At 70.5% G+C, this 16,624-nt stretch carries 17 protein-coding genes; 8 read left to right on the top strand and 9 right to left on the bottom strand.

Annotated features, from left to right (window positions below; genetic code table 11):
• Positions 1-72: 72 nt before the first annotated feature.
• Complete coding sequence (gene hrcA / locus ACGFIE_RS17310) at positions 73-1,095, bottom strand: heat-inducible transcriptional repressor HrcA (protein WP_393295715.1); 1,023 nt, start codon at positions 1,093-1,095, stop codon at positions 73-75.
• A gap of 224 nt (positions 1,096-1,319) precedes the next feature.
• Between hrcA and ACGFIE_RS17305 the strand changes: the two genes are divergently transcribed.
• Positions 1,320-1,940 carry a DUF4870 domain-containing protein gene (locus tag ACGFIE_RS17305; RefSeq protein ID WP_393295713.1) on the top strand — a complete coding sequence of 207 codons (621 nt, stop codon included), beginning with the start codon at positions 1,320-1,322 and terminating at the stop codon, positions 1,938-1,940.
• 66 nt (positions 1,941-2,006) lie between these two features.
• Here ACGFIE_RS17305 and hemW read toward each other — a convergent pair whose 3' ends face one another.
• Positions 2,007-3,230, bottom strand: a complete 1,224-nt coding sequence (hemW, locus tag ACGFIE_RS17300) for a radical SAM family heme chaperone HemW (RefSeq protein WP_393296382.1) — start codon at positions 3,228-3,230, stop codon at positions 2,007-2,009.
• A 19-nt stretch (positions 3,231-3,249) separates the two neighbouring features.
• On the opposite strand from hemW, the gene ACGFIE_RS17295 reads away from it, so the two are divergent.
• Entirely contained in the window at positions 3,250-4,059 is an 810-nt protein-coding gene (locus ACGFIE_RS17295; RefSeq protein ID WP_393295711.1) for an enoyl-CoA hydratase-related protein, read from the top strand.
• Between the two features lie 55 nt (positions 4,060-4,114).
• Here ACGFIE_RS17295 and ACGFIE_RS17290 read toward each other — a convergent pair whose 3' ends face one another.
• Positions 4,115-4,879, bottom strand: a complete 765-nt coding sequence (locus ACGFIE_RS17290) for an SDR family NAD(P)-dependent oxidoreductase (protein ID WP_393295709.1) — start codon at positions 4,877-4,879, stop codon at positions 4,115-4,117.
• 273 nt (positions 4,880-5,152) lie between these two features.
• Here ACGFIE_RS17290 and ACGFIE_RS17285 point away from each other — a divergent pair, with 273 nt between their 5' ends.
• From ACGFIE_RS17285 to ACGFIE_RS17275, 3 genes are all read left to right on the top strand, one after another.
• Positions 5,153-6,007 carry a hypothetical protein gene (locus ACGFIE_RS17285; RefSeq protein ID WP_393295707.1) on the top strand — a complete coding sequence of 285 codons (855 nt, stop codon included), beginning with the start codon at positions 5,153-5,155 and terminating at the stop codon, positions 6,005-6,007.
• Between the two features lie 221 nt (positions 6,008-6,228).
• Positions 6,229-7,131 carry a phytanoyl-CoA dioxygenase family protein gene (locus ACGFIE_RS17280; protein ID WP_363689248.1) on the top strand — a complete coding sequence of 301 codons (903 nt, stop codon included), beginning with the start codon at positions 6,229-6,231 and terminating at the stop codon, positions 7,129-7,131.
• A 160-nt stretch (positions 7,132-7,291) separates the two neighbouring features.
• Positions 7,292-8,494 (top strand): low temperature requirement protein A, encoded by a 1,203-nt coding sequence (locus ACGFIE_RS17275; protein WP_363689250.1) that lies wholly within the window; start codon positions 7,292-7,294, stop codon positions 8,492-8,494.
• Positions 8,495-8,519: 25 nt separating this feature from the next.
• Here ACGFIE_RS17275 and ACGFIE_RS17270 read toward each other — a convergent pair whose 3' ends face one another.
• Together ACGFIE_RS17270 and ACGFIE_RS17265 are read right to left on the bottom strand one after the other, a co-directional pair.
• The gene (locus ACGFIE_RS17270; protein WP_393295704.1) at positions 8,520-9,716 is read right to left on the bottom strand and encodes a low temperature requirement protein A; all 1,197 of its coding nucleotides are present in this window, start codon (positions 9,714-9,716) and stop codon (positions 8,520-8,522) included.
• A gap of 187 nt (positions 9,717-9,903) precedes the next feature.
• A complete protein-coding gene (locus ACGFIE_RS17265; protein ID WP_393295702.1) occupies positions 9,904-10,545 on the bottom strand; it encodes an MOSC domain-containing protein in 642 nt (213 codons plus the stop codon).
• Positions 10,546-10,617: 72 nt separating this feature from the next.
• Between ACGFIE_RS17265 and ACGFIE_RS17260 the strand changes: the two genes are divergently transcribed.
• From ACGFIE_RS17260 to ACGFIE_RS17250, 3 genes are read left to right on the top strand one after another with little or no spacing between them, the layout of a single operon-like run.
• A complete protein-coding gene (locus ACGFIE_RS17260; protein WP_393295700.1) occupies positions 10,618-11,415 on the top strand; it encodes an ABC transporter ATP-binding protein in 798 nt (265 codons plus the stop codon).
• Positions 11,412-12,173 (top strand): ABC transporter permease, encoded by a 762-nt coding sequence (locus ACGFIE_RS17255; RefSeq protein WP_393295698.1) that lies wholly within the window; start codon positions 11,412-11,414, stop codon positions 12,171-12,173. Before ACGFIE_RS17260 ends, ACGFIE_RS17255 begins: the two co-directional genes overlap by 4 nt.
• Before the next feature lie 45 nt (positions 12,174-12,218).
• Positions 12,219-13,001 (top strand): MerR family transcriptional regulator, encoded by a 783-nt coding sequence (locus ACGFIE_RS17250; RefSeq protein ID WP_393295696.1) that lies wholly within the window; start codon positions 12,219-12,221, stop codon positions 12,999-13,001.
• A gap of 24 nt (positions 13,002-13,025) precedes the next feature.
• On the opposite strand, the gene ACGFIE_RS17245 is transcribed toward ACGFIE_RS17250, so the two are convergent.
• The 4 genes from ACGFIE_RS17245 to ACGFIE_RS17230 form a co-directional block, all read right to left on the bottom strand.
• Entirely contained in the window at positions 13,026-13,856 is an 831-nt protein-coding gene (locus ACGFIE_RS17245) for a carbohydrate ABC transporter permease (RefSeq protein ID WP_393295694.1), read from the bottom strand.
• Complete coding sequence (locus ACGFIE_RS17240; RefSeq protein ID WP_363689262.1) at positions 13,853-14,839, bottom strand: sugar ABC transporter permease; 987 nt, start codon at positions 14,837-14,839, stop codon at positions 13,853-13,855. The genes ACGFIE_RS17245 and ACGFIE_RS17240 overlap by 4 nt, the downstream gene beginning before the upstream one ends.
• Positions 14,836-16,122 carry a sugar ABC transporter substrate-binding protein gene (locus ACGFIE_RS17235; RefSeq protein WP_393295692.1) on the bottom strand — a complete coding sequence of 429 codons (1,287 nt, stop codon included), beginning with the start codon at positions 16,120-16,122 and terminating at the stop codon, positions 14,836-14,838. The genes ACGFIE_RS17240 and ACGFIE_RS17235 overlap by 4 nt, the downstream gene beginning before the upstream one ends.
• Positions 16,123-16,345: 223 nt before the next feature.
• The coding region (locus tag ACGFIE_RS17230; protein ID WP_393295690.1) for a GlsB/YeaQ/YmgE family stress response membrane protein at positions 16,346-16,624 on the bottom strand (279 nt) is incomplete at its 5' end.

Below are 16,624 nucleotides of genomic sequence, written 5' to 3'. Positions count from 1 at the left end.
GCGTTCCGTGTCCTCATGTTCGTCTCGCGTTACGCCGACCGGCGGCCGCAGCCGGCCGTCGGCCCTGACTGGTCAGTTCTGGGCCAGCAGCTCGCCCACGTAGCGTGCCACGGCGCGCACCGTGGCGATATTGCCGGGGTAGTCCATGCGGGTGGGCCCCAACACGCCGAGGCCGCCCACGATGGTGGCCCCCGGGCCGTACCCGGTGCTGACCACCGAGGCGGCGCGCAGGTTGTCGAACTCGTTCTCGTCGCCGATCAGCACCCGGGTCGTGCTGGGCTCGGTCTCGCCGATGAGCTTGAGCAGCACGACCTCCTCCTCCAGAGCCTCCAGGATGGGCCGCAGCGAGCCCTGGAAGTCGAGCAGGCCACCCCGGGTGAGGTTGGCGGTGCCGGCCAGGGCGATGCGCTCCTCGTGCCGTTCGACGAGCGTCTCCAGCAGGACCGTGGCGAGGGTGGTCATCGTCGGACGCAGCTTGGGTGGCACCTCGTCGACAAGCGCCTGCACCAGCGGCGGAGTGTCGGACAGTCGGGCGCCGGCGAGCTTCTCGTTGATCAGTCGGCGCAGGTCGGTGACGTCGTCGGCGGGCACCGGCCCGGGCAGCTCCACCAGCCGCTGCTCGACCCGCCCGGTGTCGGCGATCATGACGAGCATCAGCCGGGTGGTGGAGATCGGCACCAGCTCCAGGTGCCGCACCGAGGAGCGGGCCAGCGACGGGTACTGCACGACTGCCACCTGCCGGGTGAGCTGGGCGAGCAGGCGTACGGTGCGGTGCACCACGTCGTCGAGGTCGACCGCGCCGACGAGGAAGCGCTCGATGGCCCGGCGTTCGGCGGGGCTGAGCGGCTTGACCCGGGACAACCGGTCGACGAAGAGCCGGTAGCCACGGTCGGTGGGCACCCGGCCGGCACTCGTGTGCGGCTGCCGGATGTAGCCCTCCTCCTCCAGCACGGCCATGTCGTTGCGGACCGTCGCCGGGGAGACACCGAGTTGGTGCCGCTCGACAAGCGCCTTGCTGCCGACCGGCTCCTGGGTGGAGACGTAGTCCTCGACGATGGCGCGGAGCACGGCGAGCTTGCGGTCGTCCAGACCCATCCTCCGCACCTCCTGTCGCACGTCGGCCGACGGCCCCCCGGGGCCGACGGCCGCCCTGGCACTCGACTGTAACGAGTGCCAGTCTACGTCGGCGCCCCCGCCGACGCGATGATCAACGACAGGCCGCAGCTGCGGCCCGCGCCACCCCGTCCGGCCGATCGGCCCGCGTGGCCGGCCGATGTCGCTCTGGTGCGGCCTTGCCGCGGGCACCTACCGTGACAGTCATGACTGAACCACCTCGCCCTCCCGGCGCGGGAGACCCCGGCAGTTACCCGCCGGAGCCGACTCCCCCGGGCTCGTCCTCCGCGGCCGAGCCGCCCACCGCACCACTGTCCGGGGCACCCGGCCCGGGCGGCTATCCCCCGGCCGGTGGCTATCCGCCGCCCACCGGTGACCAACCGCCGTCGGGCGGCTACCCTCCGCCGGAGGGCTATCCCCCGGGCGGCCCGGGTGGCGGCTATCCGACCGGCGGCGCCTTCGGCGGCCCCGGCGGCGGCTACGCCAACAACGAGGACAAGACCTGGGCGCTTGTCGCGCACTTCGGCGGCGCGGCCGGGATGATCATCAGTGCGGGCGTGCTCGGCTGGATCGCTCCGCTGGTGGCACTGCTGGCCCGGGGCAACCAGTCCCCGACGGTTCGGTCGCACGCCGTCGCCGCGCTGAACTTCCAGGTCATCTGGTCGATCGTCGGCCTGGTCGGCTGGGCGCTGTCGTGCATCCTGATCGGCTTCCTCGGCGTCGGGGCGGCCGTCATCCTCGGTGCCGTGTGCGGCATCCTCGCCGGCATCAAGGCCAACGAGGGCAGCCTCTACCGCTACCCGCTCTCGGCCAACCTCGTCAAGTGATCCGGGCCGGCCGCTCCCCCGGCCGGTCCGGCACACCGCCCGCTCCGGCCGTAGCGGCGCGCGGGGTCAGGGCAGCAGGTCGCGGACGACCGCGTCGGCGAGCAGCCGGCCGCGCAGGGTGAGCACCGCCCGACCGGCGGCGTAGTCCCCGGGGGCGAGCAGGCCGTCGGCGAGTGCCCGCTCGGCGCCGGCCCGGCCGGCCGCGTCGAGCACCGCCAGCGGCAGCCCGCTGGCGAGCCGCAGCCGCAGCATCACGTCCTCCATGTGCGCCTCGTCGACGGTGAGCACCTCGCGGGCCAGGCCGGGTGACGCCCCGGAGGCCAGCCGCTGGGCGTACGTCGTGGGGTGCTTCACGTTCCACCAGCGCACCCCGCCGACGTGGCTGTGCGCCCCCGGGCCGAGCCCCCACCAGTCCGCGCCGGTCCAGTAGAGCAGGTTGTGTCGGCACCGGGCCGCGTCGGTGCGCGCCCAGTTGGACACCTCGTACCAGGACAGGCCGGCCGCGTCGAGGGCGGCCTCCGCGGCCAGGTAGCGGTCCGCGGCGACGTCGTCACTGGGGTACGCCAGCTCGCCGCGCCGCATCCGGGCGGCGAGCCGGGTCCCGTCCTCGACGATCAGGGCGTACGCGCTGACGTGGTCCACCCCGGCGGCGACGACCTGCTCCAGCGTGGCGGCGAAGTCCTCGGCCCGCTCCCCCGGCGTGCCGTAGATCAGGTCCAGGTTGACGTGCTCGAACCCGGCGTCGCGTGCCTCCAGGGCGGCGGCGGTGGCCCGACCGGCGCTGTGTTTGCGGTCCAGGATCGCCAGCACCCCCGGGGAGGCGGACTGCATGCCCAGCGAGATCCGGGTGTAGCCGGCGGACCGCAGCAGCTTCAACGACTCCGGGGTGACCGACTCCGGGTTGGCCTCGGTGGTCACCTCGACGTCGGCGGCCAGCCCCCAGGTGCGGTCGATGCCGTCGAGGATGCGGGCCAGATCGTCGGCGGGGAGCAGGGTGGGGGTGCCGCCGCCGACGAAGACCGTGTCGACCCGGGGCGGTGGGTTGTCGCCCAGCACCCGGGCGGCGAGCGCCAACTCGGCCAGCACGGTGTCGGCGTACGCCTCGCGGCTGGCGCCCCCACCCAGCTCGGCGGCCGTGTACGTGTTGAAGTCGCAGTAGCCGCAGCGGCTGGCGCAGAACGGCACGTGGACGTACACGCCGAAGCCGCGCGCGCCGACCGCCGAGGTGGCGGTGGCGGGCAGCGAACCGTCGACGGGGACGGTCTCACCATCTGGAAGGACGCCGGGCATGGCCACTAGTGTGCCCGGCATGACCTCTCCCGACGTCCTCGTGCGGGTCGCCACGGCCCGTGGGGTGACCACCCTCACCCTGGACAGCCCGCACAACCGCAACGCGCTCTCCACAGCCCTGATGACCCAGTTGCTGGCCGGGCTGGCCGACGCGGTGGCCGACGACGCGGTCCGGGTGATCGTGCTCGACCACACCGGCCCGGTCTTCTGCTCGGGCGCGGACCTGAAGGAGACCGCTGCGGCGTACGCCAGCGGAACGGTGCCGGCCGGGATGCTGGGCGACGTCCTCGCGGCGCTCTGGGAGTGCCCGAAGCCGGTGCTCGCGCGGGTCGCCGGCCCGGCGCGGGCCGGCGGGCTGGGCCTGATCGCGGCCGCCGACCTGGCGGTCTGCGCCGACGAGGCGACGTTCGCGTTCACCGAGGTACGGATCGGGGTGATCCCGGCGGTGATCTCGGCGACCGTGCTGCCCCGCCTGCACCCGCGTGCCGCCGCCGAGCTGTATCTGACCGGCGACACCTTCGACGGCCGACGGGCCGCCGAGATCGGCCTGGTCACCGCGAGCGTGCCGGCGGACGGGCTGGACGACGCGGTGCGCCGCTACTGCGACTCGCTGGTGCGCGGCGCGCCCGGCGCGCTGGCCGGCGCGAAGGAGCTGCTTCGCCGGCCGGGCGCCGCCGAGTTGCGAGGTGACCTGGCCCGGCTGTCCGCCCTCTCCACCGGCTACTTCCTCTCCGACGAGGGGCGCGAGGGGGTCACCGCGTTCCGGGAGAAGCGATTGGCTCGATGGGTGGCCGCTCTGGACGCGGATCACGGTGATCAGGCCGGGTAGGAACGGAGCCGTCGGGGCGCCGTCGGTGGTCGGCGGCGCCCGGTGTCCGACCGTGTCACCAGGCGGTCGCGCCGCCGTCGACGGGGTAGTTCGCCCCGGTGATGTACGACGCCCGGTCGGACGCGAGGAAGACCACCAGCTCGGCGACCTCCTCCGGGCGGGCGAAGCGCTTGAGGAGCGTCTTGGCCGTGATGGCGTCCCGGGCCGCCTGGTTGTCGCCGAGGTCCCGTTCACTCGCCGGGGTGAGGATCGGGCCGGGGCTGACGGCCACCGCGCGGATGCCGTGGGGCGCGCCTTCGAGCGCGAGCTGCCGCGTCAGACCGATGACACCGGCGTTCGCCGCGGTGTGGCCCACCATCGGGGGCACCTGGCCCGCGATCATGCCGGCCATCGAGGCGGCGTTGATGATGACGCCGCCACCGCGCCGGACCAGGTGCGGCCAGGCGAACTTCGACACGAAGTACGGAATGTCGAGTTCCCCGGTGATGGTGTAGCGCCAGTCCTCGACCGAGAAGTCAGGCATCGGGCCGAAGCGCAGCGCGGCCGCGTTGTTGTAGACCACGTCGAGCCCGCCGTAGACGGTCGCGGCGTCCTCGACGAGCTTCCGGGCCTGTTCCGGGTCGGTCAGGTCGACGGGCGCGATGCTCGTCATCTCCCCGCCGGCCGCCCGGACGAGGTCGACCGTCTCGTTGTTGCCGTCGATCTGGATGTCGGCTCCGACGACCTTCGCGCCCTCGCGGGCGAAGGTGAGCGCCGCGACGCGGCCCAGACCGCCGCCGGTGCCGGTGATGAGTACGACCTTGCCGTCCAGCATGCCCATCGAACTCCTCCTTGCCTGGTCAGGGCCCGTTTCCGGCCCTGCGATTGACGTGTCAATCAGTCAAGTCCCGGACCGGTCGATCGCTTCCCGGTGCCAGGGGTCCGTGACCTGGGAGACAGGCCGCGGTCCGACCGACGCGGCAGGTGAGTTCGCCGCCGGAGCGGGAACGTCCCGATCGGTACGCGCCGGCAGCGCGAACCCCGAACCGCTCGGACGACCCGGACGACGCCAACGGGGACGTACGCTTGTCGAACTGTCGTTCAGGGGGTGTGGGTGCGAACTCGGGCAGCCGTGGCGGGTGGAGTGGTGCTCATCCTCGTCGCCGTGATCGCGATCTGGCTCGTCGTCCGGCAGGTAGGGAATGAACTGCGCCTGCCGCTGGCGGGTCGCACCTGCACGGTGCAGGCCGACGGCCGGGTCGCGCTGGACGTCGAGCAGATGGCCAACGCGGCGACCATCGCGGCGATCGGCGCCCAGCGCGGGATGCCGGAGCGGGCCGTGGTGATCGCGCTTGCCACCGCGTACCAGGAGTCGGGGCTGCGCAACCTCCCCGACGGCGACCGGGACTCGGTCGGCCTGTTCCAGCAGCGCCCGAGTCAGGGCTGGGGCACGTCCGCGCAGATCCGCGACCCCCGCTACGCGGCGAACCGGTTCTACAAGGCGCTCAAGAAGGTGCGCGGCTGGGAGAAGATGCGGGTCACCGACGCCGCCCAGCGGGTGCAGCGCTCGGCGTTCCCCGAGGCGTACCAGAAGTGGGCCGACGACTCCGAGGTGCTCACCAAGGCCCTGCTCGGCGACGTCACCGGCGCGGTGGCGTGCACGGTGGGGCGTACCCCGGTGATGCACGGCGCGGCGGCGGCCGCCCAGCTGACCCGCAACCTGGTGCTGGACTGGGGTGTGTCGAGCGCCGACCCGGCCAGCCAGACCGGGCTGGCGGTGGCGGCGGACGACAAGCGCGACGGTTGGCGGTACGCGCACTGGCTGGTCTCGCACGCCCAGGACCACGGGGTGAAGCGGGTCCGCTTCGGCGACCTGGAGTGGACCGCCCGCAGCGGCACCTGGGGCCGGGTCACCGGCGAGCGAGGCCCTGCGGGTCAGGTGGTGGCCGAGGTCTTCGCCGAGGGCTGAGCGACCCGGATCTCTTAACCGGCAGTCACCGCACAATCGGTCACCGCACCGCAGAACACCCAATTTACCCCAGAGATGTCACTGTGTGCAGTAGTACCGCTGCACGCGGTCTGGCCGGGGCCCGCCCGCGCCGCACGCCCTCCCCGACGCCTGGACAGTCGCGTTACGATCGGCGGCCTGTGCCAGAAATGGTTTCACCTCATGGGGAGGGGTACGACGCGGTGTTCGATTACGGCGACCGGACCGGCTACGAACCGATCAGCGACACTGACCGCAAGGAGTTTCACGAGCAGGGTTTCCTCCTGCTGCGCAACGTCCTGACGGAGGACCACCGGGCGGCGCTGGAGGCGGCGGTCGACCGCGTCTACGCGGAGGAGCAGGCCAAGGGCAACACCAAGAAGGACGGCACGCTGCACCTGCTGGGCTTCCTGGAGCGCGACGAACTCTTCGGCGAGCTGCTCACCCACCCGATCGCCTTCCCGTACATGTGGGGGCTGGCCGGCTGGAACATCTACACCCACCACAACCACCTGGACGTCACCCCGCCGGCTCTCGAGCCGGAGAAGCCGTACTGGGGCTGGCACCAGGACGGGTACCGCCAGAACTCCGACCCGGAGACGATGGACCCGAACCTGCCCCGGCCGATGTTCTCGCTCAAGGTCGCGTACGTGCTCTCCGACCTGTCGGAGACCGGCCGTGGCGCCACCAAGGTCATCCCGGGCAGCCACCTGAAGAACTCGCTGCCCCGGCCGGCGGACCTCACCGTGCAGAACCCCGACCCGGAGGGCACGGTGGAGATCACCGCGAACCCGGGCGACGCGTTCATCTTCGACCGTCGGCAGTGGCACTCCCGCTCGACGAACCTGTCGACGATCACCCGCAAGATGCTCTTCGTCGGCTACACCTACCGGTGGATCCGCCCGCTCGACGAGCTGCACCCGGACCTGGACGGCGAGTGGTACCGCAACCGCACGCCCGTGCAGCGCCAGCTGATCGGTGAGGGCACCCACACCGCCAACTACTGGGGCATCAACTGGGACGGGTACGTCGACGACGAGATCCCGCTGCGCAAGGAGCTCAAGGAGCGCGGTCTGCTGGACCGCAGCGTTCCCTGGCTGCGCTGATCACCCGCGGCTGAGAACGGCTCCCTGCCAACGACGGCAGGGGGCCGTTCTCGTATCCGCTTCCGGGCCACCCGGCGCCGCACGGTCGGTAGCGTGACGGTAGGCAGGCCCGGGGCGCATCGCCCGCCCGGGGCGCGGGGTGGCACCGGAGGCAGCCGCGATGACGTCCGCTCCGCTCCCCCGGATCCTCCGCCGACGCGGCGAGCCGGAATATCCGACCTTCCTGGAATTCTTCTTCGACCTGGTCTACATCTTCCTGCTCTCCCGGCTCGCTGCCAGCCTGGGCGAGGACCTCACCGTCCGGAGTGCGGCACAGACCGCCGTCCTGCTGCTGGCCGCCTGGTGGGTCTGGGTGCTCACCGCATGGCTCACCGACCTGTTCGACCCCCGACTGCCGATCATCCAGGCGACCGTCCTGCTTGTCATGCTCGGCACCCTGCTGATGGCGATCGCGACACCGTACGCCTTCGGCCGGTACGGGTGGCTCTTCGTCGCCGCGTACTTCGGCATCCACCTGGTCCGTGACGCCGTCCTGATCCCGGGCACCCGGGTGAACCGTCCGATCCAGGCCCGCAGCGTTCGGGTCTTCTTCTGGTTCGGCATCACCGCGACGCCCTGGGTGGCCGGGGTGTTCGTGGACGACACGGCCCGTCTGGTGCTCTGGTCGCTCGCGGTGGCGGTCGACCTCGGCTCGGCACGGATCGGCTGGCCGACGCCGGGATTGGGGCGGACCGAGCTCGCCAGCCAGATCTTCACCGGGGTGCACCTCTCCGAGCGGCACCGGGCGATCTTCATCGTCGCGCTCGGCGAGTTGATCCTCAGCACCGGCACGAGGTTGGCCGGCAGCGGGTTCACGGCCGGGCAGGTGACCGCCAGCGCGGTCGCGTTCGCCAGCGCGGTCCTGCTGTTCCAGCTCTACTTCCAGCGCGTCCAGCGGATCCTGGCCCCACCGAGCGTCACGACTGTGGAGCGGGTCCGCTCCGGCACCTCCACCTCGTACACCCATCTGGTGATGGTGGCCGGGGTGGTGGTGATCTCGACCGGCACCTCGATGGTCATCGTCCGGCCGTCCGGTAACACGCCGGTGGGGCTGATGGCCACCATCCTCGGCGGGCCCGTGCTGTTCCTGGTCGGCAGCGTGCTCTTCGATGCCGTGGTGACGGCCCGGATCCTCTGGTCCCGGGTGCTGGCGATCGCGGTGCTCGCGGTCGTGCTGCTGTGCGCCCTGGTGGCACCCGGCGTGTTCCGGCTGCCGCCGCTTACCGTCCTGGTGGTGGCGAACCTGGTCCTGCTGCTCACCCTGGTCGGGGAGGGGCTGGCCGCCCGACGCGGACGGGTCGAGGCCACCGCGCCGGCCCGCTGAGGGGCCACCGCGCCAGCACGGAGTCTCACCCGAGCATCGGCGGTGCCGGCGTACGGGCGTGTCGTCGGGTGCTGACCAGGTTCGCCACGGCGATCAGGGCCAGCACGGTCATGGCGAGCAGCGCGACCAGGACCGGCGGCAGCAGGGGCGTGACCGGCGCCAGGCACGCGAGCAGCACCACGCCGGCCAGCCGGGACCGCGAGATCCGTCCGAACACGGTGAAGTCGAGGACCCCCCGACCGAGCAGGTACAGCGCCGGACCGCCGAGGATGACCGCGACCCACGACGGCGGGGTCTCGCCCGACGGGCGACCCACCACGAGGTGGCTGGTGACCGCCGCGCCGGCGATTCCGGTCACCATGATCAGGTGGGTGACGGCGGCGGACTGGGTGAGCAGCGCCGGGTCGGTCGACCGGGCGATCGCGTCGGTCAGCAGCTCACCGGCGCGGTAGATGTAGATCCGCCACATCAGCACCACAGTGCTGAACACCACGAGCAGGGCCCAGACGCGCTCCAGGGTGTACTCGCCCCTGCTGAAGGTCGTTCCGGTCACGAAGATCGACACCCCGAGCGCGATGATGACGAACTGCCGGTAGCGCTCGGCCACCCGCGCGTCGACCAGCCGCCAGTCCCCAGGTCGTGAGCGGCCGATCCGGGGCAGCGGCCAGCCGAACACCGCCGCCGCGTACTCGACGACGATCGCGAGCGCCCAGATCGGCAGCTGACCCGAGCCGCCGACGAGCGCTCCGGCGATCCAGCCCACGCCGGCGACGGCCTTCCAGGTCTGGATCCGGATTGTCGAACGCGGCAGAGCCCGGCCCTTCGCGACGAAAACGGCGTAGTAGGCGGTGGTGCTGATCGGGATGATCATGAAGGTGATCGCGAAGAGCAGAGCGCGATCGCCGTACGCGTCGGTCGCCGCCGCGGCCAACAGCAGGCTGGCCGCCGCCACCGAGATGAGATGCCCCTGCCCGGATGGGCGGGTCAGGTCGATGGTGTCGGCCGTCCACACGGTCAGCGCCCAGATCATCGTGAACGCGAGCAGCAGCACCAACACCTCGGCGACGCCGGTCCACGTCAGGTCCTCGGCCAGCATGGTCGCCAAGGTGACAAGCGCGAAGACGTACACGAGGTCGAAGAAGAGTTCCAGGAATGCCGGCCGCCCCAGGTCCGGATCGGTGGGCGCCGCTGCGGTGGCGCCGCCGTCCGTTGCCATCGACATCGCGCCCCACCTGGCCTCCACCGCCTGCCCTCAGTGGGGACAATACGGGCAACTCCCTGCCGGCAGTCCCGTCATCCGGTTCTTACCGGCCGCCGGCCGCGCGTCGCCGCGTCGGGCGTACACGGTCGCGGTCAGCCGCGTTCGTCGCGGCGCGGCGGTCAGGCGTGCCGTCGTCGCGGGGTCGCGGTCAGCCGCGCGAGGAGAGGCGGCGGCGGACCTTCTCGCGCATCGGCGCGGGCAGGTCGTCCGCGTCGAGCAGGCGGGGCAGCAGCTCCGGCTCCAGGCTGGTCGCCCGGAACACCTCGCCGATGGTCACCCCGTGCGCGGGCCGGTCCACCACCTCGACCGGGTCGCCGGCGCCCACCTCACCCTCGCGCAGCACCCGCAGGTACGCCCCCGGGCTGGCCCGCACGGTGAAGCGCCGGATCAGGTCGGGCACTCCCCAGAAACCAGCGAACGTCATGCAGGGGTAACGCGGCATCGTCACCTGGAGCACCGTCGTCCCCACCGCCCACTGCTCGCCGATGACCGCGCCGGTCAGGTCGATGGCGTAGGTGGTCAGGTTCTCCCCGAAGCCGCCCGAACGGATGGACCGGCCGATCTCGGCCGACCACCACGCGGCGTCCTCCTCGGCGTACGCGTAGACGGCCTTGTCCGGCCCGCCGTGCACTGCCCGCTCGCCGACGAAGTCACCGGCCAGGCCCCCGGTGAGCACCGACACGGGCCCGTCGACCGGTCGCTTGTCGATGCCGCTGCGACCGCTGGCGTCGCCCGCCCACGCCGCCTCGGTCACGACGCCGATGTTCACCGCTGCCACCCTGCCCGTCATGACCGACAGCCTAGGTGAATTCGCGGTACGGGCTTGACCTTGACGCTGGGTCAACCCCCCATGCTGGCCGCCATGAGCATCCCGCCAACAACCGACCGGGTCGAGCAGGCCGTGATTTCCGTGCAGGGCCTGGAGAAGTCGTTCACGCAACTGAAGGTGCTGCGCGGCGTGGACTTCGACGTGGCGCGCGGCACCATATTCGCCCTGCTCGGCTCCAACGGGGCGGGCAAGACCACGGTGGTGAAGATCCTCTCCACGCTGCTCAGGGCGGACGCGGGGACCGCCCGGATCAACGGCTTCGACGTCACGGCGCAGGCTGCCGAGGTACGCGAGTCGATCAGTCTCACCGGGCAGTTCGCGGCGGTCGACGAGATCCTCACCGGGTGGGAGAACCTCGTCCTGGTCGCCAGGCTCCGGCACCTCAAAGGGCCGGGTGCCATCGCGGACGACCTGCTGAGGCGCTTCTCGCTGACCGAGGCGGGCAGCCGGCGGGTGGCGACGTACTCCGGTGGCATGCGCCGCCGGCTGGACATCGCGATGAGCCTCATCGGCAACCCGCCGGTGATCTTCCTGGACGAGCCGACGACCGGGTTGGACCCGGAGGCCCGTATCGAGGTGTGGCAGGCCGTCAAGGAGCTGGCCGAGGACGGTACGACGGTCCTGCTCACCACCCAGTACCTGGACGAGGCGGAGCACCTCGCCGACCGGATCGCGATCCTGCACGAGGGCCGGATCATCGTGAACGGGACCCTCGACGAGCTCAAGCAACTCCTCCCGCCCGCCAAGATCGAGTATGTCGAGAAGCAGCCGAGCCTGGAGGACGTCTTCCTCACTCTCGTCGGCGCCCGAACGAACAAGGAACAACGATGAACAAGCATTTCGTCACCGACACCGCCACTCTCCTGGGACGCTCGCTGCGCCACATCGCCCGCAGCCCGGACACCATCATCACCACCGCGATCATGCCGATCGCCTTCATGCTGCTGTTCGTCTACGTCTTCGGTGGCGCGATCGAGACCGGGTCCGATTCGTACGTGAAGTACCTGCTGCCCGGCATCCTGGTCATCACGATCGCCTCCGGCATCTCGTACACCGCCTTCCGGCTCTTTCTGGACCTGAAGGGCGGCATCTTCGAACGGTTCCAGTCCATGCCGATCGCCCGCTCGTCAGTGCTGTGGGCGCACGTCCTGACCTCGCTTGTCGCCAACCTGATCTCGCTCGTCGTCGTCATCGGTGTCGCCCTGCTCATGGGCTTCCGTACGGGGGCGGGCGTGTCGGGGTGGCTCGCGGTCGCCGGAATCCTCGTCCTGTTCACGCTGGCGCTGACCTGGATCGCCGTGATCCCCGGCCTCACCGCGAAGACGCTGGACGGCGCGAGCGCGTTCTCCTATCCGCTCATCTTCCTGCCGTTCGTCAGCTCCGCCTTCGTGCCCACCGAGTCCATGCCCGGCCCGGTGCGTGCCTTCGCCGAGCACCAGCCGGTGACCTCCATCGTCAACGCGATCCGGGACCTGTTCGCCCAACAGCCGGTCGGGACGGACATCTGGATCGCCCTCGGCTGGTGCGTCGGCATCCTCGCCCTCGCCTACGTGTTCGCCACCGTCACCTACCGTCGCAGGATCTCCTGAGCGGGTGCCGACCGGAGCTGGATCAGCTGCGGGCAGGATCAGAGCATGCTGACGATCGGTCAACTCGCGGCGTACGCCGGCGTCACGGCGCGGGCGGTGCGGCACTACCACCAGATCGGACTGCTGCCCGAGCCGGAGCGGGACGCTTCGGGTTACCGGCGGTACGGCGCGACGGCGGTCGTGTCCCTCATCAAGATCCGCACCCTCGCCGACGCCGGCGTACCGCTGTCGCAGATCAGTCGGATGCTCGAAGCAGACGCAGCAGCCTTCGCCGAGTCGATCCGGGCCATCGACGACCACCTGCGCGACGAGATCGAACGACTGCGGACCAGCCGCAGACACATCGCGCAGCTCACCGCCGGAGACAGCCTGGCGCTCCCACCGGAGGTGGCCGCCTATCTCGACCGACTCCGGGACATCGGGGCGTCACAGCGGATGGTGGAGGCCGAACGGGACGGCTGGATCCTGGTGGCGGCGCGCTGGCCCGACCGCGTCGTCGAGTGGATGCCCGGCAAGATCGCCGCTCTCGATGATCCGCAGGTCGTCAGGCTCTATCGGGTGCTCTCGGCGATCTTCGACGGTGACCAGGCCGACGACCCGCGTCTGGCGGAGGCCGCCGACATCATGGCCTGCCTGGCGGAGCAGGCGTACGACACAGGCGAGGTCCTGCACCCCGAGGAGGCCGGCGACGATCTCCCGCACGACCTGATCGATGCGCTCGCCGACGAGTCCGACCCGCGGGTGCGGCGACTGCGGCAGCTGATGCGCGAGCGCGGGTGGTCCGGTTGGAACCGGATGGAGCGGCTGGCGGAGCCGGCCCCCGACTGATCGCCGGGCGTCGGGGCCGGCCCGTCAGCCCTTGACCGCGCCGGCCACCAGGCCGGAGACCATCCGCCGCTGCACCAGCAGGAAGAAGATGATGACCGGCAGGGTGAACAGGGTGGAGGCGGCCATGACCGGCCCCCAGTTGGTGTCGTCACGACCGAAGAAGAACGTCATCGCCACCGGCAGCGTGTAGCGACTCTGGTCGTTGATGAACGTCAACGCGAAGATCAGCTCGTTCCACGCGGTGATGAAGGAGAAGATGCTGGTGGCGACCAGGCCGGGCGCGACAAGCGGGAACAGCACCCGACGGAACGTCTGGGCCCGGCTCGCGCCGTCGATGGCCGCCGCCTCCTCCAACTCCTTGGGCACGGCGGCGACGAATCCGCGCAGCATCCAGACCGCGAACGGCAGCGAGAAGCCGAGGTACGTGAGGATCAGGCTGGGCAGGGTGTTGTAGAGCCCGAGCCGCTGGATCATCAGGAACAGCGGGATGACCAACGCCTCCAGCGGGATCATCTGCACCACGAGCAGCATGATCAGGAAGCTGGTCCGCAGCTTGAAGCGGAACCGGGCCACCGCCGTCGCGGCGAGCAGGGCGACCAGGCCGCTGAGCACCACAGTCGAGACGGCGACGATCGCGCTGTTGACGAAGAAGTCCAGGAAGCTGACGCCGGGGATCAGGTTGCCGGTCAGGATCTCCCGGTAGTGCGCCAGCGTCGGGTGGGCCGGCACCGGCTGCGGGGTGGACGAGAAGATCTCGCTGCTCGGCTTCAACGAGGTCGAGATCATCCAGTAGACCGGGAACGCCGCGAAGAGCGCGACCAGCAGCCCGGCGGCGTTGAGGGCCACCTTCTTCACGACTCGTCCTCCTGCCTGAGCACCATCCGTACGTAGAAGCCGGTCACCACGAGCAGGATCAGCGTGAGGATCACCGCGATGGCCGCGCCGAGGCCGTACTTCGGCGGCGGAGAGAAGGCTTCGGCGTACGAGTAGATGGAGAGCATGAACGTCGGCCGGTCCTGGGTGCCGCCGGCCAGGACGAACTGCTGGGTGAAGACCTTGAAGTCCCAGATGGTGGAGAGCACGATCAGGATCCCGAAGACCGGGCGCAACAGCGGGAACGTGATCTTCCAGAAGACCCGCCACGGGCTGGCGCCGTCCACGCGGGCGGCCTCGTGCAACTCGCTCGGCACGCTCTTCAGGCCGGCGAGCACGCTCACCGCGATGAACGGGAACGAGTGCCACACGACCACCAGGGTCAGGATGGCGAAGAAGAGCAGCGGTGAGTTGAACCAGCCGTAGCCGGTCCAGTCGCTGCGGCCGAAGAGACCGTTGGACAGGCCGTCCGGTAGCGCGTTGAACAGCCAGGTGACCAGGCCGCTCGTGTCGTCGAAGATCCACTTCCAGACGATCGTGCCGGTCAGCGCCGGGGTGGCCCAGGCGAGCATCACGCAACTGGCGACGAAGGTGGCCATCTTGCGGCCGAGCCGGTTGAGCAGCAGCCCGACCAGGGTGCCGAGCACCATCGTGAGCAGCACGTTGGCCGCGGCGAACAGCACCGTGTTGCGCAGCACCGTCAGGAAGAACGGGTCGGAGAGGATGTCCGTGTAGTTGCCGAGCCCCACCCAGGGCCACTCCCGGTCGCCGCGCAACTGCCGGACGCTGTTCAGCCGGTAGAAGGACATCGCCACCACCTGGCCGAGCGGCCAGAGCAGCAGCACCCCGATGATCACCAGGGCGGGCAGGAGCAGCAGGTAGGGCAGGCGGTCCACCCGGCGACGCCGCCGCGCGGGGTTCTCCCGCGCGGCGGCCGTCTCCGGCACCTCGGTCAGCGTGGTCACTTGGAGTTGAGAACGCTTTCCATCTCACCGGCCGCGTCGGCGGTAGCCTTCTCGACCGTCTTCTGACCCTTCATGACCGAGCTGTTCATCGCCTGGGTCACCGTCTTCGTGCGGCTGACCTCCACCCACTTCGGGGTGAGCGGCGTGAGCTTGGTGTTCTGCATGGTGGTGGCGAACGCCGCCATCACCTTGTCGTTGGCGTACGTGTCACCGGCGACCAGGTCCTTGTAGACCGGGAAGAAGCCGAGGCTGCTCGCGAAGCTCTGCGCGTTCTTCTTGTTCAGCAGCACGGTCAGGTAGTCCCAGGCCAGATCCTGACGCTCGCTGTCCTTCCAGATCGCCACATCCGAACCACCTGCGAAACCGGGCGCGGCCTTGCCGTCCGGGCCGGGGATCGGGAACGTACCCCAGACCTTCTCGATCTCGGGGTTGTCCTTCTTGATGGCGCCCTGCTGCCAGCTACCGGCGAACGCCATGGCGGCCTTGCCGGTGGCGAACTGGGTGCGCGCGTCGATCTCGTTCCAGCCGGCGGCGGCCGGTGGGGCCACCTTGTGGACGGTCACGAGGTCGGTCCAGTACTTGACGGCCCGCTGCGCCTCCGGCGTGTTGTAGCCGGACTTCCAGGTGCCGCCCTGGTTGGTCGCGATCTCCGCGCCGGCGCCCCAGAGGAAGGAGTAGAAGGGCAGCTCGGAGTTGCCCGGCAGCGCGATGCCGTAGGTGCCCTTCTTCTTCGCCTGTACGGCCTTGGCCACGGTGACCAGTTCGTCCCAGGTCTTCGGCGGCTGGACGCCCGCCTCGGCGAACCAGTCGGTGCGGTAGTAGATCGCCCGGACGCCCGCGTACCAGGGGACGCCGTACTGCTTGCCGTCGAGCTGCGCGTTGCGCACCAGGTCGGGCAGCAGGTCCTTGCCGTCCGCCCAACCGCCCATCCGACCACTCACGTCGGCGAGCGCCTCCTGCGCGGCCCAGCCCTGGGTCTCGGTGTTGCCCAGCTCGGTGACGTCCGGCCCCTCACCACCGGCGAGCGCGGCCTGGAACTTCTTGGGCGCCTCCAGCCAGGGGATGTACTGCACGACCACGTCGGTGTCGGGATGCTTCTGGCGGAACTCCGCCTCGACGCCGTCGAGGAACTTGTTCTGCGCGTCGCCGCCCTCGCCCATCATCCAGACCGTGAGCTTGCTGTCGTCGGCCGCCTTGTCGTCGGAGCCTCCGCAGCCGGTCAGCACCATCGCGGCCGAGGCCACTACGGCGGTGACCGGGGCCAGCCGCTTCCACCTGTTCACGCCACTTCTCCCCTCGCGCCGCTTGGAACTAACCTTCTCCGCCGCACCCTAGTACGAAGAAATCCTTTACGACAGTGGGCGGGCTGGCCAAAGCGAGGCGACGGTACCGCAGCGCACCGACCCGAAGGGCCGCGGCATAGGGCCGAACCCGGGCACTCCACCACGAAAGAGCGCCCGACCGGTGGTCGGACGCTCTTTTCCGTGGTGCGGTGATGCCAGGTTGTTACCGGGTGACGCGGCGGCGGCCACCCACACCGGCCACCAGCGCGACCGCGATCGCGGCCACCACGACCTGCACCAGCAGCTCCGTCCAGTCGATACCGGACGTCTCGGTCGCGATACCCATCGCCCGCGCCAGCACCGTCCCCAGCAGAGCCGCACCGATACCGATCAGCAGGTGCAGCCACATCGGCATGTTCTGCCGACCCGGGACAACCAGGCGGCCGAGCGCCCCGACGATGAGACCAACAACGATGGCAGTGATGATGCCCCACACGGTGAG

This window comes from Micromonospora sp. NPDC049275 (genome assembly GCF_043197115.1).
Taxonomy (GTDB): Bacteria; Actinomycetota; Actinomycetes; order Mycobacteriales; family Micromonosporaceae; genus Micromonospora.
Note: the sequence above shows the minus strand (reverse complement) of the source record. Positions and strands in the feature narration are given on the sequence as shown.